Annotated in this window: 16 protein-coding genes, 1 tRNA gene and 1 pseudogene; 9 read left to right on the forward strand and 9 right to left on the reverse strand. The window is 64.1% G+C overall.

The window, feature by feature from the left end; translation table 11 throughout:
* Window positions 1-5: 5 nt before the first annotated feature.
* On the reverse strand, window positions 6-1,001 hold the full coding sequence (locus ACM6UT_RS02245) for a KpsF/GutQ family sugar-phosphate isomerase (protein ID WP_416795739.1): 996 nt from the start codon (window positions 999-1,001) through the stop codon (window positions 6-8).
* Window positions 1,002-1,210: 209 nt separating this feature from the next.
* Between ACM6UT_RS02245 and ACM6UT_RS02250 the strand changes: the two genes are divergently transcribed.
* A complete protein-coding gene (locus tag ACM6UT_RS02250; RefSeq protein WP_416795740.1) occupies window positions 1,211-2,722 on the forward strand; it encodes an outer membrane beta-barrel protein in 1,512 nt (503 codons plus the stop codon).
* 6 nt (window positions 2,723-2,728) lie between these two features.
* Here ACM6UT_RS02250 and galU read toward each other — a convergent pair whose 3' ends face one another.
* Window positions 2,729-3,616: a UTP--glucose-1-phosphate uridylyltransferase GalU gene (gene galU / locus ACM6UT_RS02255; RefSeq protein WP_416795741.1), complete on the reverse strand. Its 888-nt coding sequence runs from the start codon at window positions 3,614-3,616 to the stop codon at window positions 2,729-2,731.
* A 199-nt stretch (window positions 3,617-3,815) separates the two neighbouring features.
* Between galU and ACM6UT_RS02260 the strand changes: the two genes are divergently transcribed.
* Window positions 3,816-5,027, forward strand: coding sequence for a lytic murein transglycosylase (locus tag ACM6UT_RS02260; protein WP_416795742.1), 1,212 nt, complete (start codon window positions 3,816-3,818; stop codon window positions 5,025-5,027).
* Between the two features lie 76 nt (window positions 5,028-5,103).
* Window positions 5,104-6,285: an SGNH/GDSL hydrolase family protein gene (locus tag ACM6UT_RS02265; RefSeq protein WP_416795743.1), complete on the forward strand. Its 1,182-nt coding sequence runs from the start codon at window positions 5,104-5,106 to the stop codon at window positions 6,283-6,285.
* A gap of 51 nt (window positions 6,286-6,336) precedes the next feature.
* Here ACM6UT_RS02265 and ACM6UT_RS02270 read toward each other — a convergent pair whose 3' ends face one another.
* Both ACM6UT_RS02270 and gltB read right to left on the reverse strand, forming a co-directional pair.
* Window positions 6,337-7,791, reverse strand: coding sequence for a glutamate synthase subunit beta (locus ACM6UT_RS02270; protein WP_416795744.1), 1,455 nt, complete (start codon window positions 7,789-7,791; stop codon window positions 6,337-6,339).
* Between the two features lie 100 nt (window positions 7,792-7,891).
* Window positions 7,892-12,532, reverse strand: a pseudogene (gltB, locus tag ACM6UT_RS02275) (glutamate synthase large subunit); the annotation flags it as partial.
* A 512-nt stretch (window positions 12,533-13,044) separates the two neighbouring features.
* Here gltB and ACM6UT_RS02280 point away from each other — a divergent pair.
* Entirely contained in the window at window positions 13,045-14,094 is a 1,050-nt protein-coding gene (locus ACM6UT_RS02280; RefSeq protein WP_416795745.1) for a threonine aldolase family protein, read from the forward strand.
* An 80-nt stretch (window positions 14,095-14,174) separates the two neighbouring features.
* Here the strand turns inward: ACM6UT_RS02280 and ACM6UT_RS02285 are convergent, their stop codons facing one another.
* Window positions 14,175-14,642 (reverse strand): Hsp20 family protein, encoded by a 468-nt coding sequence (locus ACM6UT_RS02285; protein ID WP_416795746.1) that lies wholly within the window; start codon window positions 14,640-14,642, stop codon window positions 14,175-14,177.
* Between the two features lie 395 nt (window positions 14,643-15,037).
* Here ACM6UT_RS02285 and ACM6UT_RS02290 point away from each other — a divergent pair, with 395 nt between their 5' ends.
* The gene (locus ACM6UT_RS02290; RefSeq protein WP_416795747.1) at window positions 15,038-15,994 is read left to right on the forward strand and encodes an alpha/beta fold hydrolase; all 957 of its coding nucleotides are present in this window, start codon (window positions 15,038-15,040) and stop codon (window positions 15,992-15,994) included.
* A 15-nt stretch (window positions 15,995-16,009) separates the two neighbouring features.
* On the opposite strand, the gene hisN is transcribed toward ACM6UT_RS02290, so the two are convergent.
* Complete coding sequence (gene hisN, locus ACM6UT_RS02295; RefSeq protein WP_416795748.1) at window positions 16,010-16,786, reverse strand: histidinol-phosphatase; 777 nt, start codon at window positions 16,784-16,786, stop codon at window positions 16,010-16,012.
* 257 nt (window positions 16,787-17,043) lie between these two features.
* The gene (locus ACM6UT_RS02300; protein WP_416795749.1) at window positions 17,044-17,928 is read right to left on the reverse strand and encodes an N-formylglutamate amidohydrolase; all 885 of its coding nucleotides are present in this window, start codon (window positions 17,926-17,928) and stop codon (window positions 17,044-17,046) included.
* Between the two features lie 188 nt (window positions 17,929-18,116).
* Here ACM6UT_RS02300 and cpdR1 point away from each other — a divergent pair, with 188 nt between their 5' ends.
* Window positions 18,117-18,479 (forward strand): response regulator CpdR1, encoded by a 363-nt coding sequence (gene cpdR1 / locus ACM6UT_RS02305; RefSeq protein WP_416795750.1) that lies wholly within the window; start codon window positions 18,117-18,119, stop codon window positions 18,477-18,479.
* Between the two features lie 82 nt (window positions 18,480-18,561).
* Window positions 18,562-18,636 (forward strand) — tRNA-Val (locus ACM6UT_RS02310).
* A 98-nt stretch (window positions 18,637-18,734) separates the two neighbouring features.
* Here ACM6UT_RS02310 and ACM6UT_RS02315 read toward each other — a convergent pair.
* Window positions 18,735-19,622 carry a LysR family transcriptional regulator gene (locus tag ACM6UT_RS02315; protein ID WP_416795751.1) on the reverse strand — a complete coding sequence of 296 codons (888 nt, stop codon included), beginning with the start codon at window positions 19,620-19,622 and terminating at the stop codon, window positions 18,735-18,737.
* Window positions 19,623-19,803: 181 nt separating this feature from the next.
* On the opposite strand from ACM6UT_RS02315, the gene ACM6UT_RS02320 reads away from it, so the two are divergent.
* Together ACM6UT_RS02320 and ACM6UT_RS02325 are read left to right on the forward strand one after the other, a co-directional pair.
* The gene (locus tag ACM6UT_RS02320) at window positions 19,804-20,586 is read left to right on the forward strand and encodes an SDR family NAD(P)-dependent oxidoreductase (RefSeq protein ID WP_416795752.1); all 783 of its coding nucleotides are present in this window, start codon (window positions 19,804-19,806) and stop codon (window positions 20,584-20,586) included.
* A gap of 43 nt (window positions 20,587-20,629) precedes the next feature.
* Entirely contained in the window at window positions 20,630-21,523 is an 894-nt protein-coding gene (locus ACM6UT_RS02325) for an NAD-dependent epimerase/dehydratase family protein (protein WP_416795753.1), read from the forward strand.
* A gap of 48 nt (window positions 21,524-21,571) precedes the next feature.
* Here the strand turns inward: ACM6UT_RS02325 and ACM6UT_RS02330 are convergent, their stop codons facing one another.
* A complete protein-coding gene (locus ACM6UT_RS02330; protein ID WP_416795754.1) occupies window positions 21,572-22,267 on the reverse strand; it encodes a fumarylacetoacetate hydrolase family protein in 696 nt (231 codons plus the stop codon).
* Between the last annotated feature and the right edge of the window lie 280 nt (window positions 22,268-22,547).

A 22,547-nucleotide genomic window follows, 5' to 3' on the forward strand; every position in this document is an offset into this window, starting at 1 on the left:
GGCGATCAGGCGACGCCGATCCGCAGCAGGTCGTGGAAATGCACGATGCCGAGCGGCATGCGGTCCTCGTCGGCGACGAAGAGCGCCGAAATGTTGTGCTGGTTGAGCAGACCCATCGCGCTCGTCGCAAGCGTCGAGGGTGCGACGATCTTCGGATTGCGAGTCATGACCTCATCCACGGTCAGCTCCGCGAGGTTACGGTCGAGACGACGGGCGATGTCGCCGTCGGTGACGATGCCGCAGAGTGTACCCTGCCCGTCAACGACGCCGACACAACCGAAACGCTTCATCGACAGCATGGTGATCGCATCCGGCATCGAGGTGCCGAGCGGAACCAGCGGGATGCTGTCGCCGGTATGCATGATGTCGGTCACGTGCGTCAGCATCGCACCGAGCTTGCCGCCCGGATGGAAGGTGCGGAAATCGAGCGCCGTGAAGCCGCGTGCTTCGAGCAGTGCGACAGCGAGCGCGTCGCCCATGGCGAGCTGCATCATCGTCGAGGTCGTCGGGGCGAGACCATGCGGGCAGGCTTCCTGCTCCTTCGGCAGCAGGAGCACGATGTCTGCCTCGCGCGCGAGTGTCGAGGTCTCGCCGGCCGTCATGGCGATCAGCGGAATGGAGAAGCGCCGCGAATAGGAGAGGATGCCGTGCAGCTCGGTGCTCTCGCCGCTCCACGACATCGCCAGGATCACGTCGTCGCGAGCGATCATGCCGAGGTCGCCGTGATTGGCTTCCACCGGATGGACGAAGAAGGACGGCGTGCCCGTCGACGCAAACGTCGCGGCGATCTTGGAGCCGATATGGCCGCTCTTGCCGACGCCGCTGACGACGACGCGGCCGGAAATGCTGCCGATCACCTTGATCGCGTTGCAGAAGGGACCTGCGAGATAACCGGTCAGGGCATCCTGCAGGGCGTCCAGACCACTCTTTTCGGTTGCAACGGTGCGCAGGGCGGATTCGATAGCCCCGGCTTCGACGAGTTTGACAGCGCGCTTGATCATGGGCGACCCATACTGCTTTTGCCTTTTCTTGTCCACTTTTCCGTGCCCGCTGCGGCTTTCGGTCCACATATCTTGCACAACCTGGTGGCGTTGCAGTCACAGCGGCCGGTTCGGCACCTTTGCGCGGCAGGAGCACACGCAACCAAACGTTAACCACATGGCTTTACGTTTGGGTAAGCATTTTCAAGCGATCGCCGAGCCTGGACCCCATGAATTCAATCGCAAGAAGCGGAGCCGGAGGAAGACGCCCGCAGGCGCCACGCCTGCTGGCCGCCTGCCTGACCGCCGGCAGCCTCGTCGGCGCCGTCTCGCCGGCGTCCGCGCAGGCCGCCTGGCAACCGCTGCCGGCACCGGCCGCCGGTCAGGGTCAGGGCACGCTTGCGACAGGCGCAGCCACCGACGGAACGGCGACGGGGACAACCGCGCCTGCCGCCACCGCCAGCAAGGCCGCCCAGCCGACGGAGCCTGATGCGCCTGCCAACACCGTAACCGGCTCGGTCCCGGCCGAGGATCCGGAAGCGGCCGACATGGGACGGCTGAACCTCCGCGAGGGCCCCGTCCAGTACGCCCCGGAACGCGCAACGGCGGACGACGCCGAGGCGCCCGGCATCCGGGTCGGCACCATGACGTTGCGTCCCGCCTTCATCCAGAGACTCGGCGTCGAATCGAACCGGACCGGCGATGACAAGCAGCAGCGGACCTTCTGGGAGTCCGGCCTCAAGGGGTCGCTCACATCCGACTGGTCCCGCCATCAGTTGACGATCACCGGCGAAGGCTACTGGCAGCGCAATCTTTCCGGCGACGGCGCGACCGATCCGCGCGCCAATGTCGACGCCGACCTGCGCCTCGACCTTTCCGACAGCACGACCGCCCATCTGCGCGCCGGCTACGGCTTCAGCCGCGAGGACACCAGCGACCCGAACGCAATCGCGGGTGCCTCCGTCCAGTCCGGCATCCACCATTTCACCGGCGGCACCTCCGTCGAGCACGATTTCGGACGGCTGCGGGGAACGCTCGGCGCGGACGTCGAACGCTGGCTCTATTCGGATGCCGAGCTCTCCGACGGCACCAAGGTCTCGCTCTCCGAACGAGACCGGACAGCCGGCACCCTTCGTGCACGCCTCGGCTACGAGATCTCGCCGGCGCTCATTCCCTTCGTGGAAGCGTCGATCGGGCGCGTCCTCTACGACGAGAAAACGGATTCGAACGGATATGCCCGATCGGCGGACGTCTATGCGGCAAAGGCCGGCATCACTTCGGATTTCGGCGAGAAACTGAGAGGCGAACTCTCGCTCGGCTACCGCATCCAGGATTTCGACGACAGCCGCCTCGACGACATCGCAGCCGTGACGATCGACGGCAACATCGCATGGTCGCCGCATCGGGGCACTGATGTCGATCTCGGGCTTTCCACAACGATCGACCCGTCGACGACGGCGGGCGTCAGCGGCGCCGTCATCTATGCGCTCGACGCCACGGTCACCCATCAGTTGCGCAGCAATCTGGTCGCCCGCCTCACCGGCGGCACGGCCTGGACCGACTACCCGTCGGATGCCGGCGCTTCCGACAGCGTCAAGTACACCGCCGGTGCCGGCTTGAGCTATAGCCTCAACCGCTACGTCGACCTGACGGCCGATGTCGGTTACGAATACACCGACCGGCGATCCGCAACCGACTCCGAAACGTGGAATGCGATGGTCGGCCTGACGACCAAGCGCTGAACCGCCCTACTTGAGCGCGGCGAGAAGAGCCTTGAGCGGCTCCTCGATCATCGGCCGGATATCGGACCGCTCGATGGCGAAGCTGACATTGGCGAGAATGAAGCCGTCCTTGGCGCCGCAGTCGAAGGTCTGGCCCTTGAAGTGGTAGCCGGCGAACTGCTGGGTCTTTGCGAGCTTCAGCATACCGTCGGTGAGCTGGATCTCGTTGCCGGCGCCGCGCTCCTGGGTCTCGAGGATCGCGAAGATTTCCGGCTGCAGGATATAGCGGCCGTTGATGAAAAAGTTCGACGGCGCGGTGCCTTTGGCCGGCTTCTCGACCATCTCGGTGATGCGGAAGCCGCCTTCGAGCTGGTCGCCAACGCCGACAATGCCGTATTTGTGCGCCTGGTCGGGCGCACATTCCTCAACGGCGATGACGTTGCCGCCGGTCTTCTCGTAAAGCTCGACCATGCCCTTGAGGCAGCCCTTTTCGGCCCGCATGATCATGTCAGGCAGCAGCAGCGCGAAGGGCTCGTCACCGACGATGTCGCGGGCGCACCAGACGGCATGTCCCAGTCCGAGCGGCTCCTGCTGGCGGGTGAAACTCGCCGAGCCCGCCTTCGGCAGCAGGCCCGAGAGCAAGGTCAGTTCGGCATTCTTGTTTCTGGCCTTCAGCGTCTGTTCCAGCTCGAACTGGATGTCGAAATAGTCCTCGATGACACCCTTGCCGCGCCCCGTAACGAAAACGAAATGCTCGATCCCGGCTTCCGCCGCCTCGTCGACCACGTACTGGATGACGGGCTTGTCGACGACCGTCAGCATCTCCTTCGGAACCGCCTTGGTGGCGGGAAGGAAGCGCGTGCCGAGGCCCGCGACGGGGAAGACAGCTTTACGGAGCTTGTTATGTTGAACCACTCGTCCCTCCTTGAGGACATGCCGGCAGACGCCTCGTTCTCACGCCTGCGAACTCTTATATATTTGCCGCCATTTCGCAAAGGCCTGTGCTGGCCCGACGCACCATGGTAAAGAATTTGTTGACGCAATTGCCTTAACCTGAGGTGAACAGCCCTCACAATGGCTGGAAAATGAACCGTCCGATAACGGGGAAGTTCCAATGACCAGACAGAACCGCAAGCTTCTCGGAGCCCTTGGCATTTCGCTGGCCACCCTCATGCCGCCGAGCGTCGCGATGGCGGACGCCGGCTTCAAGAAATGGGTCAACGGCTTTTACGCCACCGCAGCCCAAAGCGGCATCAGCGAGCGTACCTACAATGCCGCCTTCGGAGGCGTCTCCTCACCTGATCCGGATGTCCTGGAGAAGGCTCGCTATCAACCGGAATTCAAGTCGCAGATCTGGGACTATCTCGATTCGCGCGTCAATCCGTACACCGTCAAGATCGGTCGCGAGATGGCTGCGAAGTACGGCTCGACGCTCGCCGCGCTGGAACGGCATTTCGGCGTCGACCGGAACATCCTGCTCGCCATCTGGTCGATGGAATCGAACTACGGCGCAGCCCTCGAGACGCCGGAACGCCTGCACCACGTGCCGACCGCGCTGGCGACGCTCGCCTACGCCGACCCCAAGCGTTCGAAATACGCCAAAAAGCAGCTGATCGCCGCACTCCGGATGCTGCAGAACGGCGACGTCGCCTCGAAGAACCTGATGGGCTCCTGGGCCGGTGCCATGGGCCACACGCAGTTCATCCCGTCGAGTTACCTGCTCTATGCGGTCGACGCCGACGGCAACGGCCGCAAGGACATCTGGCATTCGGTGAGCGACGCGCTCGCGACCTCGGCGAACCTGCTCGACAAGAACGGCTGGCAACCGGGCAAGACCTGGGGCTACGAGATCGCCGTGCCGAAGGGTGGCGCTGCCTACGAGGGCAAGACCAAGACGCTCGCCGAGTGGGTGAAGCTCGGCTTCGTCCGGCCGAACGGCAAGAGCTTTAAGAACGGAAGCGACCGCGCGGTGCTGAAGATGCCGGGCGGACCGGCCGGACCGGGCTTCCTGATGACCAAGAACTTCTTCGTCATCAAGCGCTACAATGCGGCCGACAGCTACGCGCTGGCGGTCGGCCTGCTCGCCGACGAAATCGCCGGTTACGGCGGAATGCGGCAGACATGGCCGCGGCCGAACGGAACACTCGACATCAAGGAAAAGTTCGAGTTGCAGACGCGTCTGCAGGCACTCGGCTATTATGAGGGCGAGATCGACGGCAATTTCGGCTCCGGATCGAAGGCTGCCATCACCGCGCTGCAATCGCGGCTCGGGATGGAGGTCGACGGCGAGCCTTCCCGCCGCCTTCTCGACGCCCTGCGCAACTGACGTTGTCCGAGCCCCGGCGTCCGGAATAGTGTGACCCGCGGGTGCGGGACGGAAACTGACCAGACGGTGGAACGTGATGCGGCAGAAGAGTGGACATAGGCATTGGCGCGGCGGACTCTGGCTCGCCGTGCTCGCGCTTGTTCTCCCGCTGTTTGCGTCGCCGGACACCGCGCACGCACAATACCGCGAACGGAGAACGCTGCTCGACCTGCTTTTCGGTGGCCCGCGCTACATCGAACCGGTCGAGCCGGTCCCCACCCGGCGCAAGATCACCACACCGCGCGCGCCGAAAAAGACACCGAAAGCCGCGGCGAGTCCGGCCGCTCCGCCGCCACCGCCGCCGATCGTCAAGCTGGAGAATGCACGCAAGGTGCTCGTCGTCGGCGACTTCATCGCCGGCGGCCTTGCGGAGGGACTCGACGAAGCCTTCGCGAACTCGGCGGGCGTCGTCGTCATCGAGAAGAGCAACGGCTCGTCGGGCCTGGTCCGCGAAGACTACTACAACTGGCAAACGGAACTTCCGACGATCCTGGAAGAAGTGAAGCCCGATCTGGTCGTCGTGGAGATCGGCGCCAATGACCGCCAGCAGATGGTGACGGCAGCCGGCAGGCAAGATTTCCGAACCGAGAACTGGCTCAAGGAATACGAGGGCAGGATCATCACGCTGGCGAAGACCGTCACCGACCGCAAGCTTCCGCTGCTCTGGGTCGGCATGCCGCCGTTCCGGCCGCAGAACATGACCTCCGACGCCCTGATGCTGAACGGCATCTACCAAAAGACGGTGGAGGCGCACGGCGGCGAATTCATCGATGTCTGGGAAGGCTTCGTCGATGCGGACGGACGCTTCATTCTCACCGGCTCGGACATCAACGGCCAGCAGGTCCGGCTGCGCGGGTCGGACGGCATCAATCTCACAGCGGCCGGCAAGCGCAAGATGGCCTTCTATGTCGAGAAGCCCGCACGACGGCATCTCGGCGACATGGCGAGCCCCGACCTCGTGACGCCCGGCGGCGACAATCTGCCGGAGTCGAAGAGCGTGACGCCGTCGCAGATGCAGAACATCGTTTCCACCCAGCCGATCAATCTGACCGATCCGGACCTCGACGGCGCGGCAAAGCTGCTCGGCGATGAACAGCCGCCAGCCGCGGCATTCCCCTCCCCGCGCGAGAGCCTCGTGCAGAAAGGGCAGCTTCCGCCGCCGCCCCGCGGCCGCGTCGACGATTACGCGCTGCCGCAGGCAAGCACCACCCTGCAATGAAAAACGGGCCGCGTCGCCGCGGCCCGTCGATCCTTCTGCGGTCCTTGCCGATCAGCGCGGCAGGACGCTTTCACCCATCAGGGCCTCGTCGATGGCGCGGGCCGCCTGCCGGCCTTCGCGGATCGCCCAGACTACCAGCGACTGGCCGCGACGCACGTCGCCGGCCGCCCAGAGCTTCGGCAGCGAGGTCCTGTAGTCCTTGTCATTGGCGACGACGTTGGTCGAGCCGCGACGGTCGGTGTTGAGCGTCAGCTTGCCCTCGAGCTCCTTCACCACGCCTTCGGCGAAGGGACCGCGGAAGCCGATCGCGATGAAGGCGAGATCGGCCTTGATGATGAATTCCGAACCGGCGATCGGCTTGCGCTTTTCGTCGACCTGGCAGCACTTGACGCCCGTCAGCACCCCGTCCTCTCCGACGAAGGCGAGCGTGCCGACCTGGAACTCCCGCACGGCACCTTCCGCCTGGCTGGATGAGGTGCGCATCTTCGTTGCCCAGAAGGGCCAGACCGCCAGCTTGTCCTCGGTTTCCGGCGGACGCGGACGGATGTCGAGCTGGGTCACCTTCACGGCGCCCTGGCGAAAAGCCGTTCCGACGCAGTCCGACGCAGTGTCGCCACCGCCGACGACGACGACGTGCTTGCCGCCGGCGAGGATCGGATCCGACGGCCAGCCGACGCTGTCGATGTTCTCACGGCCGACGCGGCGGTTCTGCTGGACGAGATAGGGCATCGCGTCGTGGACGCCGTGCAGGTCCGCGCCTGGAATGCCGGCCTCGCGCGGCGTTTCCGAGCCGCCGCAATAGAGAACCGCGTCATAGTCGGCGAGAAGCTTCTCGACGGCCACGTCGACGCCGACGTTGACGCCGCAGTGGAAGGTGACGTTCTCGCCCTTCATCTGCTCGACGCGGCGGTCGATGAAGTTCTTCTCCATCTTGAAGTCCGGAATGCCGTATCGCAGGAGCCCGCCGGGCTTGGTCTCGCGCTCGTAGACATGCACCTCGTGACCGGCGCGGCCGAGCTGCTGGGCGGCGGCGAGGCCGGACGGGCCCGAGCCGATGATCGCGACCTTCTTGCCGGTATGGACGGTCGCGGGCTGCGGCACGATGAAGCCGAGCTCGTAGGCCTTGTCGGCCAGCGCCTGCTCGACGGTCTTGATGGCGACCGGCGTGTCCTCGAGGTTGAGCGTGCAGGCCTCCTCGCACGGTGCCGGGCAGACACGGCCGGTGAATTCCGGGAAGTTGTTGGTCGAATGCAGGTTGCGGATCGCCTCTTCCCACTTGCCGTTGTAGACGAGGTCGTTCCAGTCCGGGATCTGGTTGTGCACCGGACACCCCGTCGGGCCGTGGCAATAGGGAATGCCGCAATCCATGCAGCGCGCCGCCTGCTTGGTGACTTCAGCGTCCGACATGGGGATCGTGAATTCGCGGAAGTGGCGGATACGGTCGGAGGCCGGCTGATACTTCGCCACCTGCCGGTCGATCTCCATGAAGCCTGTTACCTTGCCCATCTTGCTATCCTGCTCAGTAAATCCTGTGACTGCACGTCTGTCGTGCGCGAAGTGCGTCCCGCCGGTCTTCCGCCGGGACACCTGCTTCGATGCCGAGACATCACTCGGCGGCGACGCCCATCCGCATCCGTTCCATCTCTTCCAGCGCGCGGCGGTACTCGACCGGCATCACCTTGCGGAACTTCGGACGGAATTCGGCCCAGCGGTCGAGGACGTCCTTTGCCCGCGTCGAACCCGTGTAGTGCAGGTGGTTCGAGATCAGCTGGTAGAGGCGTTCCTCGTCGTGGCGCGTCATGTCGCCGGAGACGTCGACGCGCCCCTTGTGCATGAGGTCACCGCCGTGGTGGTGCAGCTTCTCCAGCATGTCGTCCTCTTCCGGCACCGGCTCCAGCTCGACCATCGCCATGTTGCAGCGGGAGGCGAAGTCGCCCTCCTCGTCGAGAACATAGGCGACGCCGCCGGACATGCCGGCCGCGAAGTTGCGGCCCGTCTGGCCGAGGACGACGACGACACCGCCGGTCATGTACTCGCAACCGTGGTCGCCCACGCCTTCGACGACAGCGACCGCACCGGAGTTACGCACGGCAAAGCGTTCGCCGGCAACCCCGCGGAAGTAGCACTCGCCCTCGATGGCCCCGTAAAGCACGGTGTTGCCGACGATGATCGAGTTCTCGGCGACGATGCGCGCGTTTTCCGGCGGACGGACGATGATGCGTCCACCCGAGAGACCCTTGCCGACATAGTCGTTGCCGTCACCAACGAGATCGAAGGTAATGCCGCGCGCGAGGAAGGCACCGAAGGACTGCCCCGCCGTGCCCCGAAGGGTGACGTGGATGGTGTCGTCCTTGAGGCCCTTGTAGCCGTGGCGCTTGGCAACTTCGCCCGAAAGCATGGCGCCCGCCGAACGGTCAACGTTCTTGATGTCGACGTCGAAGACCACCGGCTGCTTGCTTTCGAGAGCCGGCATCGCCTTCTCGATCAGCTTGCGGTCGAGCACATCGTCGATCGGGTGCTTCTGCCGCTCGGTCCAGTAGGTCGCTTCCTTCGGCGCTTCCACCTTGTGGAAGATCCTGGTGAAGTCGAGCCCCTTCGCCTTCCAGTGAGCGAGCATCTCTTCCTTCTCGAGATATTCCGAGGCGCCGATGATCTCGTCGAGCCTGCGCACGCCGAGCGAGGCCAGGATTTCGCGAACCTCCTCCGCGACGAAGAAGAAGAAGTTGACGACGTGTTCCGGCGTACCCTTGAAGCGCTTGCGGAGAACCGGATCCTGGGTGGCGACGCCGACCGGGCAGGTATTCAGGTGGCACTTGCGCATCATCACACAGCCCGCCGCGATCAGCGGAGCGGTGGCGAAGCCGAACTCGTCGGCGCCGAGCATCGCCCCGATGATGACGTCACGGCCGGTCTTCAGGCCGCCGTCCACCTGTAGCGCGACACGCGAGCGCAGGCCGTTGAGCACGAGCGTCTGCTGGGTCTCGGCAAGGCCGATCTCCCACGGAGAGCCGGCATGCTTCAACGAGGTGAGCGGCGAAGCGCCGGTCCCGCCGTCGAAGCCGGAGATGGTGATGTGGTCGGCGCGCGCCTTGGCGACACCAGCGGCAACCGTGCCGACGCCCACTTCCGACACCAGCTTCACCGAGATATCGGCGACCGGGTTGACGTTCTTCAGGTCGAAGATCAGCTGCGCCAGATCCTCGATCGAATAGATGTCGTGGTGCGGCGGCGGCGAGATGAGGCCGACGCCCGGGGTCGAATGGCGGGTCTTGGCGATCGTCGCATCGACCTTGTGGCCGGGCAGCTGGCCGCCTTCGCCGGGCTTTGCGCCCTGCGCCACCTTGATCTGCAGCACGTCGGCATTGACGAGGTATTCGGTCGTCACGCCGAAGCGGCCGGACGCGATCTGTTTGATCGCCGAGCGTTCGGGATTGGCCGATCCGTCGAGCAGCGGCATGTAGCGGTCGGCTTCCTCGCCGCCCTCGCCGGTGTTCGACTTTCCGCCGATACGGTTCATCGCGATCGCGAGCGTCGTGTGCGCCTCACGGCTGATCGAGCCGAAGGACATCGCACCGGTCGAGAAACGCTTGACGATCTCGACGGCCGGTTCGACCTCGTCGAGCGACACCGGCTTGCGCCCGAGCGCCTCCGCCGACTTGATGGTGAAGAGGCCGCGGATCGAGTTCAGCCGGAGCGAGGTCTCGTTGACCATCTGGGCGAACTCGCGGTAGCGGTCGCGCGAATTGCCGCGCACCGCATGCTGGAGCGCGGCAATCGAATCCGGGCTCCAGGCGTGGTTTTCACCGCGCATGCGGAAGGCGTATTCCCCGCCGATGTCGAGCGTGTTGGCAAGAACCGGGTCCTTGCCGAAGGCGGCGCGGTGGCGGTTCACGGTCTCTTCGGCGATTTCCTTGAGGCCGATGCCCTCGATGGTCGTGGCGGTGCCGAAGAAATACTGGTTGACCAGCTCCGACGACAGTCCGACGGCGTCGAAGATCTGCGCACCGCAATAGGACTGGTAGGTCGAGATGCCCATCTTGGACATGACCTTGAGGATGCCCTTACCGACGGCCTTGATGTAGCGATAGACGACCTCGCTGGCGTCGACTTCCTTCGGGAACTCGCCGTGCTTGTGCATGTCGTTGAGCGTGTCGAAGGCGAGATAGGGGTTGATCGCCTCCGCGCCGTAGCCGGCAAGACAGCAGAAGTGATGCACTTCGCGCGGTTCGCCGGACTCGACGACGAGACCGACGGATGTCCTGAGCCCCTTGCGGATCAGGTGGTGATGCACCGCCGCGGTCGCAAGCAGCGCCGGGATCGCAACGCGGTCCGGTCCAATCTGGCGGTCGGAAAGAACGATGATGTTGTAGCCACCGCGAACGGCGGCCTCGGCTCGCTCGCAGAGACGGTCGAGCATTTCCGGCATGCCTTCGGCACCACGGTCTGCGTCATAGGTGAAGTCGAGCGTCTTGGTGTCGAAACGGTCTTCGGTGTGGCCGATCGAGCGGATCTTCTCCAGATCGCCGTTGGTGAGGATCGGCTGGCGCACTTCCAGGCGCTTGGCATGGGCCATGCCGGCATGGTCGAGAATGTTCGGCCGCGGGCCGATGAACGACACGAGGCTCATGACCAGCTCCTCGCGGATCGGGTCGATCGGCGGATTGGTGACCTGCGCGAAGTTCTGCTTGAAATAGGTATAGAGCAGCTTCGACTTCTGCGACATCGCCGAGATCGGCGTGTCGGTGCCCATCGAGCCGATCGCTTCCTGGCCGGTGGTGGCCATCGGCGACATCAGGAGCTTGGTATCCTCGGTCGTGTAGCCGAAGGCCTGCTGGCGGTCGAGCAGCGACACGTCGCGACGCAGCGCCCGCGGTTCGACCGGCTTCAGCTCTTCGAGGATCAACTGCGTGCGGTCGAGCCACTCGCGATAGGGATGGGTCTTGGCGAGTTCGGATTTCACCTCCTCGTCGGAAATGATCCGCCCCTTCTCCATGTCGATGAGCAGCATCTTGCCCGGCTGCAGGCGCCACTTCTTGACGATCAGCTCTTCCGGAACCGGCAGCGTGCCCGCTTCCGAGGCCATGATGACCCGGTCGTCGCTGGTAACGATATAGCGGGCCGGACGCAGGCCGTTACGATCGAGCGTCGCGCCGATCTGCTTGCCGTCGGTGAAGGCGACCGCCGCCGGGCCGTCCCACGGCTCCATCAGCGCGGCGTGGTATTCGTAGAAAGCCTTGCGCTCGGGCGACATCAGCTGATTGCCGGCCCAGGCTTCCGGGATCAGCATCATCACCGCCTGCGCCATCGGATAACCGCCGCGCATCAGGAATTCGAGCGCGTTGTCGAAGCAGGCAGTGTCCGACTGCCCCTCGTAGGAGATCGGCCAGAGCTTGGAGATGTCGGCGCCGAAGAGCGGCGAGGAGACCGAGGCCTGGCGTGCGGCCATCCAGTTGACGTTGCCGCGCAGCGTGTTGATCTCGCCGTTGTGGGCAACCATGCGATAGGGGTGCGCGAGCTTCCACGACGGGAAGGTGTTGGTCGAGAAGCGCTGGTGGACGAGCGCCACGGCCGAGACGAAGCGCGGGTCGCGCAGGTCCTGGTAGTAGGCGCCGACCTGATAGGCGAGGAACATGCCCTTGTAGACGATCGTCGAGGACGACAGCGAAACCGGGTAGAAGCCGGTCTCCTCTCCGCCGTACTGGTCGTAGATGCGGTTGGAGATGACCTTGCGCAGCAGGAAAAGCCGACGCTCGAAGGTGTCCTGGGTCGCAGCGTCCCGGCCGGCGCCAATGAAGACCTGGATGTGGCGGGGCTCGGTCGCGGCAATCTCCGGCGCCTTGGAAAGCGAGGAATTGTCGACCGGAACATCGCGGTAGCCGATCAGGTGCTGCCCCTCGTCGTGGCAGACCTCGGCGATGACCTTCTTGAAGTGGGCGATCTGCTCTTCATCCGGAGGGAAGAAGAAATGTCCGACGGCATATTCCCCCGCCTTCGGCAGGGTGATGCCCTGCTTGGCCATTTCCTCACGGAAGAAGCGGTCCGGGATCTGTACGAGAATGCCCGCGCCGTCACCCATCAGCGGATCGGCACCGACGGCGCCGCGGTGGGTCATGTTCTCGAGGATGAACAGGCCATCCTTGATGATCTGGTGCGACTTCTCTCCCTTCATGTGGGCGATGAAGCCGACGCCGCAGGCATCATGCTCGTTGGACGGGTCATAGAGTCCCTGCCTGGCGGGAAGGCCGGCGCGCTTGATCGCCGCCCCGGCACGCGCCTCGTCCGCGCGCGCATGAGCCATCATCGATCCTTCAGACGGAGCCATCTTCGTCATCGCCTTCCCTCCTGTTGGGCCACGCAAGATCCGCTCCGGCAAATCCCGAAACCGACCCGCGTGACAGGTCCGCCTGCCCCGCAAGCGGCCAATCTATCGCAAATCTAGCCCGAGGTCATGACAGACGCATTGCGCAACGGCTGCCTAAAACCTCAAATTAGGTCAACTCATCTGACCTAATTCTCGCGCTTCTATGACAGAAAGCCCGCCCCACTTCAAGAGTGAACCCGAAAATTTCGGCAGGAGGTCGACCGATGATTGCCAAATTTGCGTTACGACAGAAATTTTCTTTCGCCGAACCAAAGGGAGCGTTGCATTTCTTGCAAGTCGCCGTCCGGTCGATCGGTCCGACTTGGAAGACGTTGATCCGGGGCCGGAAATCCCTAATCTCCGGGAAACGGCACTCCACGCAAACACAGGACTGATCCATGTTCTTTGCCTCCGACAACTGGGCCGGCGCCCATCCGCTCATCGCTGAAAGCCTGGTCAGGGAGGCCTCCGGCGCTGCCGCTGCCTACGGCACCAGCGACCTCGACAGGCGGATCGAGGAACGCTTCAACCAGATCTTTCAGCGCGAGGTGGCGGTCTTCTTCGTCGGCACCGGGACGGCTGCGAACTCGCTGGCGCTTGCAAGCGTCGCCCGCCCCGGCGGCGTGACCTTCTGCCATTCCGAGGCCCACGTGACGGCGGACGAATGCGGGGCGCCCGAATTCCTGACCGGCGGCTGCCGGCTCGTGCCGGTCGAGGGACCGGGCGGCAAGCTCGATCCCGCAGCCCTCGCCGCGGCGATCAACCGCTATCCGCCGGGCGCCGTGCATCAGGGCCGCCCGATGGCCGTCACCCTCACCCAGGCGACCGAGAGCGGCACCGTCTATTCGCTCGCTGAGATCGAGGCGATCGGCGAGGTCGCGCGCGCCAACGGCCTGCCGCTTCACATGGACGGCGCCCGCTTCGCCAATGCGCTGGTGGCGCTCGACGCGACCCCCGCCGACATGACGTGGAAGCGCGGCGTCGACATTCTCTCCTTCGGCGGAACCAAGAACGGCTGCTGGTGCGCTGAGGCCGTCGTCTTCATGAAGCCGGACATGGCCGTAGACATGCCATTCATCCGCAAGCGCTCGGCGCAGCTCTTTTCCAAGACGCGGTTCATCTCCGCACAGCTCGAAGCCTATTTCGAAGGGGGGCTGTGGCTCGACCTCGCCCGCCACTCCAACGCCATGGCGACACGGCTCAGGACCGGCATCGCCGCGTCGAACCGCGGGCGGCTGGCCTGGAGCACCGAGACCAACGAAGTCTTCGCGGTCCTCTCAAAGGATGCGGCCGCGCTCGCCGAAGGCCGTGGCGCGCGGTTCTATGACTGGCCGGTGCCGCAGGAACTACCGAACCTGCTCGGTGAAAACGACAAGCTGATCCGGCTGGTGACGAGCTTCGCCACGACCGAAGACGAGGTCGATCGCTTCGTCGAGGCGCTGGGCTGAGCCGAGGTTTCGGCAGACACCGGACACGAAAAAGGCGGCGTCCGCACGGAAGCCGCCTTTTCTGCAAAGAGATTGCAGGATTAGTTGACGTGGGCCTCGATCGCCTTAGGCGCGTTCACGGCTTCGGCCGCGATCGCGATCTTGCGCGGCTTCATGGCTTCCGGAATGTTGCGGAGAAGGTCGATGTGCAGCAGGCCGTTCTTCAGGGAAGCGCTCGTCACTTCCACATGGTCGGCGAGCTGGAAGCGGCGCTCGAAGGCGCGCTTGGCAATGCCGCGATAGAGATATTCGGTCTGCTGGGTCTTTTCGTCTTCGGACTTCTCGCCCTTGACGGTCAGGACATGGGCATGGGCTTCGATCGTCAGCTCGGTTTCATCGAAACCGGCGACGGCCATGGTGATCCGGTAGGTGTTCTCGCCCGTGCGTTCGATATTATAGGGCGGATAGGTCTGGGCCTGCTCGGGCTGGCCGAGGCCGTCGAGCATGGTGAACAGCCGGTCGAAGCCGACCGTCGAACGGTAGAGCGGGGAAAAATCAACGTGACGCATGGTGTCCTCCTGGTGAAGCGACGGGTTGCGATAGCCGGTTCCAGAGCCCCTTCCAGGCGGCGCCGGAACCACTCGACGGCCCCTTCTGGCGACCGCATCAACAACATGGGAAGGCGATCAGACGAATTCAAGGGAGCCCGCAGGACCGGATGAACACCCGATGAATGACCGGTTCAAACCCCGTTCAGTGGGCGTTCAATACAACGAAATCATCGGGGCCACCCCCGACGGCCGAAGCAGTCGTCCCTTCGCCTTCGGTCCAGATTGGCCGGAACCTCCAACCTCTTCCCGTGCGCGGTGGTTCCGGCTTTTTTCTTTGACCTCTCCCGGGCTTCATCCTATCTCGAAAGCGTTCGGGCAATCCCGCTCGGGGGCATGATTCGGGGCGCGGCGGAATGGACGTTGTCCTTCACGAGACAGACGGAAATCCGGTTCCGGGAAATCACATCGCCGGCTTTTTCCAGGGACACCGCGGCGTAAAGCTGCGTTACGCGATATTTCGCGCACCGGACCCCGTGGCCAAGGGCACCGTCGTCCTGCTGCACGGGCGCAACGAGTCGATCGAGAAATATTACGAGACGATCAACGACCTGACTGCCCGTGGCTTGTGGGTCGCAACCTTCGACTTTCGCGGACAGGGCGGCTCGCAACGATTGCTCAAGAACCCGCGCCTCGGACACGTCGCACGGTTCTCCGATTACGTGCGCGATCTCGAGCTCTTTCTCGAGCACATCGTGCTTCCGGATACCCGCCTTCCCTTCTATCTCGTCGCCCATTCGACCGGCGGGCTGATCGCGCTTGCCGCGGCGCCGAGACTTGCCAACCGCATCGACCGGATGGTGCTGCTTTCGCCCTTCATCGACCTCGGCGGCCAGAAGCTTTCCGCCGGCAAGATCTATCTCCTGTCGGCACTCTTGCGCTGGACCGGGCTCGGCCGGCTGCGGCTTACCTCCGACTCGCCGCTCGCCCCCTTCGAAGGCAATCCGGTCACCTCGGATCCCGAACGCTACCGCCGCAACCAGGACATCCTGCGCGCCTATCCGGAACTGGCGCTCGGCCCGCCGACGGCGCGCTGGCTGTACGAGGCACAGACAGCAATGCGGAAGGTCTCGAACCCGGCCCACCTCGCATCAATCATGGTGCCGACGGTGATGATTTCCCCGGGAAATGACGAGCTGGTACCCTTCGCCAGCCAGGGGCGGCTTTCACACTATTTCCGGGCGGCCCAGTTCGTGCCCGTTCCGGGCGCCCGCCACGAACTGCTGCAGGAGCGCGACCGCTACCGCGCCCAGGCGCTCGCGGCGATCGAGGCCTTTATTCCGGGAAGCGACGAGGGTCCGGCCGTTCCCTGAGGACCGGCCGGGGGCTCACTTGCCGGAAAGGATGGCGAGTGCCTGCGCGTGCAGCGCCTCGCTGCCGGCAGCGACGATCGCTCCGCCCGCCTCCGGCCGGCCGCCGGTCCAGGTGGTGATCTTTCCGCCCGCCTGCTCGATGATCGGGATCAGGGCGCCGACGTCATAGGGTTTCAGCACCGTCTCGATGACGAGATCGATATGGCCGGCGGCAAGGAGCACATAGGCGTAGCAGTCAATGCCGTAGCGGAAGAGACGGACTTTCTCCTGCACTGCCTCGAAGCGCTTGGCTTCAGTTCCCTTGAAGAGATGCGGGGATGTGGTGAAGAGGATGGCGTCCTCCAGACGTTCGCAATCGCGGGTGTTGATCCGCTGTTCGCCGTCCGGTCCGCTGTACCAGGCGTGCTCGCCGTCGGCGAAGTAGCGTTCGCCGGTAAAGGGCTGGTCCATCATCCCCATGACGGCCCGCCCCTTCTCCTGAAAACCGATCAGCGTGCCCCAGACCGGCACGCCGGAGATGAAGGCGCGCGTTCCGTCGATCGGATCGATGACCCAGACCTGCTCCCGGTCGATGCCGACATTGTCGTGCTCCTCCCCGAGAATGCCGTGCTCAGGATATTCCGACGCGATGATGGCGCGGATGGCCGCTTCCGCGGCGCGGTCTCCTTCCGTCACCGGGTCAAAGCCCAGCACCTCCTTGTTCACCACGTTGAGGGGCGAGCGGAAACGCGGCAGGGTTTCCGCCCTGGCTGCCTCGGCGAGGCGGTCGAAGAAAGCGCGGTCGGGACGCATGAGGACTTTCCGTTTCTGGAATGTGACAGACGGACTGTCTTATCCGACCTGTCTCATTTTGCAATGTTCATACATCGACCGGAGAATGCCGAAAAAGACGCCACGCACAACAATATGCCAAACTCTGCTTGACTCTTGTGCGGTGCAATATTAGCATAACAACACAGTCTTCGGACTGTAAATACCCTCCTTGGGTGTTTCCTCCCTAGATTTGGCCGCGCCCATGGCGCGGTTTTTTTTGGCTTTTTGTATCGGAATTACTCGGCGGCGAGCGCGCTATCGCCCGTGTAGCCGGCGACGAATTCGGCCATCCCTTCCATGAAGACGGAGAGCGACCCGGCGAGGGCGGCGAAGTCCGGCCGCTTCGCAAGGCTCGTCTCGTCGACGTAGAGCGCCCGGTTCACCTCGATCTGCAGGGCGTGCAGCCCCTTCACCGGGCGGCCGTAATGCTCGGTGATGAAGCCGCCGGCATAGGGCTTGTTGCGCACCGCATTGAAACCGAGGTCTTCGAGAAGCGCGATGGCGGCATTGGAAAGGTCCGCCGAGGCGCTGGTGCCGTAGCGGTCGCCGACGATGAAGTCCGGACGGACGCCGGTGCCGGCAACCCGGATATTGCCCGGCATGGAATGGCAGTCGATCAGCACGCCGAAGCCGAAGCGCGCATGGGTGCGGGCGATCAGCTTGCGGAGGCATGCGTGATACGGCTTGTAGATCGTCTCGATCCGGGAGAGCGCTTCGGCGACCGGAAAGCGGCGTTGGTAGATCTCGACATTCTCCGCCACGATTCGCGGAATGGTTCCGAGCCCGCCCGCCACGCGAACCGAATTGCTGTTGGCATAGGGCGGCAGCGCGTCGAGGAACATGCGCGGGTCGAGCTCGTAGGGCTCGCGGTTCACGTCGACATAGGCGCGGGGGAAGTGGGCGAGCAGCAGGGGCGCCCCGAGAGCGGGCGCGGCGGAAAACAGCTCGTCGACGAAGTGATCTTCCGAGCGGCGGATGCCGAGTGCATCCAGTCGCGAGCTCTCGAGAAAAGCCCGATTGTAGCGACGACCGCTGTGGGGCGAATTATAGACGAAGGGGATTGTTTGCGTCGCGGGCTCGCGCACCTCGAACAGCTCCGGATCCCAGTACGTCTCGTCCATCGCGCCCCTTCTTTACCAAATCAACAACTTGCAACAATCGATATGTTGCCAGCTAGCCCTGGTGAAGTCCATAGTATAGCAAGCGGCAGGACGGCCCGAATGCGTGAGTTCACCGGATGTTTACCCCGGCGGCAGTAGCGTTGCAGGCTGAAATCCATCCTTCTATCAGTACGAGTAGCGGTCCATAAATGACTCAGAAAATCCTTCTCGCCGAAGACGACAACGACATGCGCCGGTTCCTGGTGAAGGCCCTGGAAAAGGCCGGATACAGGGTCGCCTCCTACGACAACGGCGCCAGCGCCTACGATCATCTTCGCGAGGAGCCCTTCTCCCTGCTGTTGACCGATATCGTCATGCCGGAGATGGACGGCATCGAACTGGCGCGCCGTGCGACCGAGCTCGATCCGGACCTCAAGGTCATGTTCATCACCGGCTTTGCCGCCGTCGCGCTGAACGCCGATTCGAAGGCTCCGAAGGACGCGAAGGTGCTCTCCAAGCCCTTCCACCTGCGTGACCTCGTCAACGAGGTCAACAAACTCCTTGCGGCGTAAGGGGTTTGAAAAACTCGTCACAAAACCGAAAAAACCCTATTGACGGGACAGAGGGTTTTGTGGTCTTAAGCCGCCATCGGATGGGCGTGTAGCTCAGCGGGAGAGCACTACGTTGACATCGTAGGGGTCACAAGTTCGATCCTTGTCACGCCCACCATCCCTATTCAGATCAAGGGCTTGCCGAAATACCGGCGAGCCCTTTTTCGTTTCTCCGGGCGCCGCGGAAGAGGCGCGAATCACTCGGTCTTCCCCGCCTCACTCCACCTGCGGAAGCAGCTCCAGGAACTTGAGGAGGGCAGCACCGCCGGCACCGTCGGAGGACTTCGCCGGCGAGGCGACGACCAGCTCCCAGCAAATTTCCGCATCCGCGATCTCCGCGACGTGGATATCCCCCTGCCACGCGGCGGCGACGGTGTCCGGCACCAGCGCGATACCGAGCCCGTGGCCGACCAGTTCCATGAGACTGTCGAGGTCGCTGACCTCGAAGGCGGTGCGCCGTTCGAGGCGGCGGGCGGAAAAGGCCTCGTCGATCAGCCGTCGCGTGCCGCGGTCGGCCTCGAAATCGACGAAGGCATGGCCGGCGATGTCGGCGAGCTCGATCGAATTCAGCCGGGCGAGCGGATGGCCCGGCGCGCAGACGACGACGAGATCCTCACACGCGATCATGCGGGTGACGATGTCGGGCGGGGTATCGACGACCGGCAGGAAGGCGAGATCGATGAGGCCGTTCCTCAGCTTGTCGATCAGGTGCGCCAGCCCGCCCTGACAGAGCCGGACCTCGACCTCGGGATAGCGCCGGTGGAAATCGGCGAGCAACGCGGGGAGGTCGAGGAAAGGCGGCAGCCCCTGCACGGTGCCGATGCCGATCTTGCCGTAGCGGGCGTCCAGCACCGCCTTGACGCTGTCGCGTGCTTCCTGCGCCGCATCGAGAACGATCTGCGCCTTTTCGAGCAGCGTGCGGCCCGCCGGCGTCAGCCGGACCTGGCGGGTGCTGCGTACGAAGAGCTTGGCGTCGAGTTCCTCTTCGAGCGCCTTGATCGCGCTCGACAGCGCCGATTGCACGATATTGAGCTGGCGCGCCGCCACCGTGAAATGCTCGACCTTCGCCGCCGTGACGAAATAGTGCAACTGCCGAAGTTCCATGGCGACGCCCTCGATTATGCAATTCTGGAGAATAATCGCATCTATATCTTCTATTGGACGGATCAAACACGAATCTGCATGGTCGGCGCTGGACCGCTCACGGAGGCCCTCGGCGAGCGGCATGGACAATTGCGGGCAGTGCGGAGGCTTTCCGTCCCGCTTGGCAACGGAGACAAGCATCATGACTGCGCCAGCCCTCGTCATCCCCGATCTCGCCGGCAAGGCGGTCCTCATCACCGGAGCATCGACCGGCATCGGCGCGGCACTCGCGCGGGCCTTTGCCGCCCAGGGCGCCATGGTCGGGCTCCACTATCACGCGAGCGTCGATGCGGCCGAGAAGCTCGCCGAGGAGATCGGCGCGTCCGGTGGCAAGGTGAAGCTGCTGCAGGCCGACGCCACTCGTTCGGGCGAGATGGCGCGTATCGTCGATGAGGCCGCCGAAGCCTTCGGGCGGCTGGACGGTCTCGTCAACAATGCCGGCGGCATGGTCGCGCGCCTCAGCTACGAAGAGATGACGGACGACCACTACGACGCGGTGATGGACCTCAACGCCCGCTCCGTGCTCGCCGCGTCCACGGCCGCAATTCCGCACCTGAAGAAGCAGGGCGGCGGCTTCATCATCAACACGACCTCGATTGCCGCCCGCAACGGCGCGAGCGGCGGCGCCGGAATCTACGGCTCGGCCAAGGCCTTCGTCGCCAACGTCACCCGGGGTATGGCGAAGGAACTGATCGCCTACGACATCCGTGTGAATGCCGTCGCGCCGGGTGTCATCCTGACGCCCTTCCACGAGCGTTACTCGACCGCGCAGCAGCTGGAAGCCCAGCTCGCAACCGTCCCGCAGAAGCGCTTCGGCACGCCTGAGGATTGCGTCGGCGCCTACCTGTTCCTCGCCTCGAAGACCCTGTCCGGCTACATGATCGGCCAGACGCTCGAGGTGAACGGCGGACAACTGATGCCCTGAGGGGCCCCTTTCACACTTCGAACTCATCCCGGGAGGAAAACCCATGACGAAACGCATCGTCTTCACCGGCGGCAGCGGCAAGGCCGGCCGACACGTCGTCCCCTATCTCGTCGACAAGGGCCATGAGGTGCTGAACCTCGACCTGGTGCCGCTCGACCATCTGGGCGTGAACACCCTGATCACCGACGTCAACGACGGCAGCCAGGTGTTCAACGCGCTCACCATGCATTTCGGCTTCGAAGGCCTTGAGACCGGCAACGGGCCGGCGCCCGTCGACGCGGTGGTACACTTCGCAGCGGTGCCGCGCATCCTCATGCGACCCGACAACACGACCTTCCTGGTCAACGTCGCCTCCACCTACAACGTCATCGAGGCGGCGGTGAAACTCGGCATCCGCAAGGTCATCATCGCCTCCAGCGAAACCACCTACGGCGTCTGCTTCGCCGAGGGCGACAAGGATTTCCACCAGTTTCCGCTGGAGGAAGACTACGACGTCGATCCGATGGACAGCTACGGCCTCTCCAAGGTGGTCAACGAGAAGACCGCCCGCGCGTTTGCGATGCGTTCCGGCGCCGACATCTACGCGCTGCGGATCGGCAACGTCATCGAGCCGCACGAATACGACCGCTTCCCGGCCTTCATCGCCGATCCGCCGTCACGCAAGCGCAATGCCTGGAGCTATATCGACGCCCGCGACCTCGGCCAGATCGTGCATCTGTGCGTGGAAAAGGACGGACTCGGCTACCAGGTCTTCAACGCCGTCAACGACACGATCACGGCCAACGAGCCGACCGCCGAGTTCCTGAAGCGCTGGGCGCCCGGCACACCCCATTCCCGCAAGATCGAAGGCTTCGAAGCGCCGATCTCCAATCGCAAGATCCGCGAGGTGCTCGGGTTCAGGGAAGAGCACGACTGGCGGAAATACGTCTCCGCCTGACGATATGGCCGGCCGGTTCCGCCGTCGTGCGCAGAACCGGCCGTTGCCTCACTCCGCCGGCCCGATCGACAGTTCGATCGGTTCGAGCCCGTCGATGCCGCCGGTGATCCTGTCGCCGGCGACGACCGGACCGACGCCCGCGGGCGTGCCCGTATAGAGAAGGTCGCCCTGTCTCAGGTGGTAGTACCGCGACAGGTGGCTGATCAGCTCCGGAACGGACCAGGCGAGCTCAGAAAGCCGCGCGTCCTGTCGCATCTCCTCGCCGACCTTGAGCCAGATGCGCTGGTCGCCGATGCCGGCGAACGTGGCCGCCTTGGTGATGGTGCCTATCACCGCCGAATTCTCGAAGGCCTTGCCGATATCCCACGGACGCTGCTTGACGCGGGCCGCCTGCTGCAGGTCACGCCGTGTCATGTCGAGGCCACAGGCATAGCCGTAGATCGCCTTCGCCGCTTCGTCGGTGTTCGCCTTGAACAGCGGCGCGCCGATCGCGACCACCAGTTCCATTTCGTGATGCAGGTTGCTCGTCCCGGGCGGGTAAGGAATGTCAGCACCGGAAAGCACGATCGCGCTCGCCGGCTTGGTGAAGTAGAACGGTTCTTCCCGGTCGACCTCGGCGCCCATCTCTGCGGCATGCGCCGCATAGTTGCGGCCGACACAGAATATCCGGTGGACGGGGTAACCGGCCTCTTCCCCCTCGACCGGCACCAGTGGCGCCGCCGGAATCTCGAACAATGCCTTCATCTGTCTTCGCTCGCTCCTCGAACATAAATCCGCAAACCGGCGGATGCGCGTTTAGGTATGCACCAGCGGCGCCTTCGGCGCAAAAGCAAACTCGAGACAGACCATAGGAGAGAGCGGCAGATCGTCTTCCGACCGGCAAAAACAACTAAAGATGCGCGCACACAAATTTCATTACCTTGCGTGCTACAGAACTGTCAAAAAAGCAATTCCCCGGAAACGTTGCATACGACCTACCGTCAACTCTCACGAGTAGGTCTTTTTTGTTCGCGCAAATGACGCT

Source organism: Ciceribacter azotifigens (assembly GCF_048159625.1).
Classification (GTDB): domain Bacteria; phylum Pseudomonadota; class Alphaproteobacteria; order Rhizobiales; family Rhizobiaceae; genus Allorhizobium; species Allorhizobium azotifigens.

Excerpts from the sequence above, each read along its gene's own strand:
- ACM6UT_RS02265 (WP_416795743.1), top strand. The coding sequence starts at position 5,104 with ATGCGGCAGAAGAGTGGACATAGGCATTGGCGCGGCGGACTCTGGCTC.
- ACM6UT_RS02250 (WP_416795740.1), top strand. The coding sequence starts at position 1,211 with ATGAATTCAATCGCAAGAAGCGGAGCCGGAGGAAGACGCCCGCAGGCG.
- ACM6UT_RS02300 (WP_416795749.1), bottom strand. The coding sequence starts at position 17,928 with ATGGACGAGACGTACTGGGATCCGGAGCTGTTCGAGGTGCGCGAGCCC.
- ACM6UT_RS02330 (WP_416795754.1), bottom strand. The coding sequence starts at position 22,267 with ATGAAGGCATTGTTCGAGATTCCGGCGGCGCCACTGGTGCCGGTCGAG.
- hisN (WP_416795748.1), bottom strand. The coding sequence starts at position 16,786 with ATGCGTCCCGACCGCGCTTTCTTCGACCGCCTCGCCGAGGCAGCCAGG.
- ACM6UT_RS02260 (WP_416795742.1), top strand. The coding sequence starts at position 3,816 with ATGACCAGACAGAACCGCAAGCTTCTCGGAGCCCTTGGCATTTCGCTG.
- ACM6UT_RS02245 (WP_416795739.1), bottom strand. The coding sequence starts at position 1,001 with ATGATCAAGCGCGCTGTCAAACTCGTCGAAGCCGGGGCTATCGAATCC.
- ACM6UT_RS02325 (WP_416795753.1), top strand. The coding sequence starts at position 20,630 with ATGACGAAACGCATCGTCTTCACCGGCGGCAGCGGCAAGGCCGGCCGA.
- ACM6UT_RS02315 (WP_416795751.1), bottom strand. The coding sequence starts at position 19,622 with ATGGAACTTCGGCAGTTGCACTATTTCGTCACGGCGGCGAAGGTCGAG.
- cpdR1 (WP_416795750.1), top strand. The coding sequence starts at position 18,117 with ATGACTCAGAAAATCCTTCTCGCCGAAGACGACAACGACATGCGCCGG.
- ACM6UT_RS02290 (WP_416795747.1), top strand. The coding sequence starts at position 15,038 with ATGGACGTTGTCCTTCACGAGACAGACGGAAATCCGGTTCCGGGAAAT.
- ACM6UT_RS02270 (WP_416795744.1), bottom strand. The coding sequence starts at position 7,791 with ATGGGCAAGGTAACAGGCTTCATGGAGATCGACCGGCAGGTGGCGAAG.
- ACM6UT_RS02320 (WP_416795752.1), top strand. The coding sequence starts at position 19,804 with ATGACTGCGCCAGCCCTCGTCATCCCCGATCTCGCCGGCAAGGCGGTC.
- ACM6UT_RS02285 (WP_416795746.1), bottom strand. The coding sequence starts at position 14,642 with ATGCGTCACGTTGATTTTTCCCCGCTCTACCGTTCGACGGTCGGCTTC.
- ACM6UT_RS02280 (WP_416795745.1), top strand. The coding sequence starts at position 13,045 with ATGTTCTTTGCCTCCGACAACTGGGCCGGCGCCCATCCGCTCATCGCT.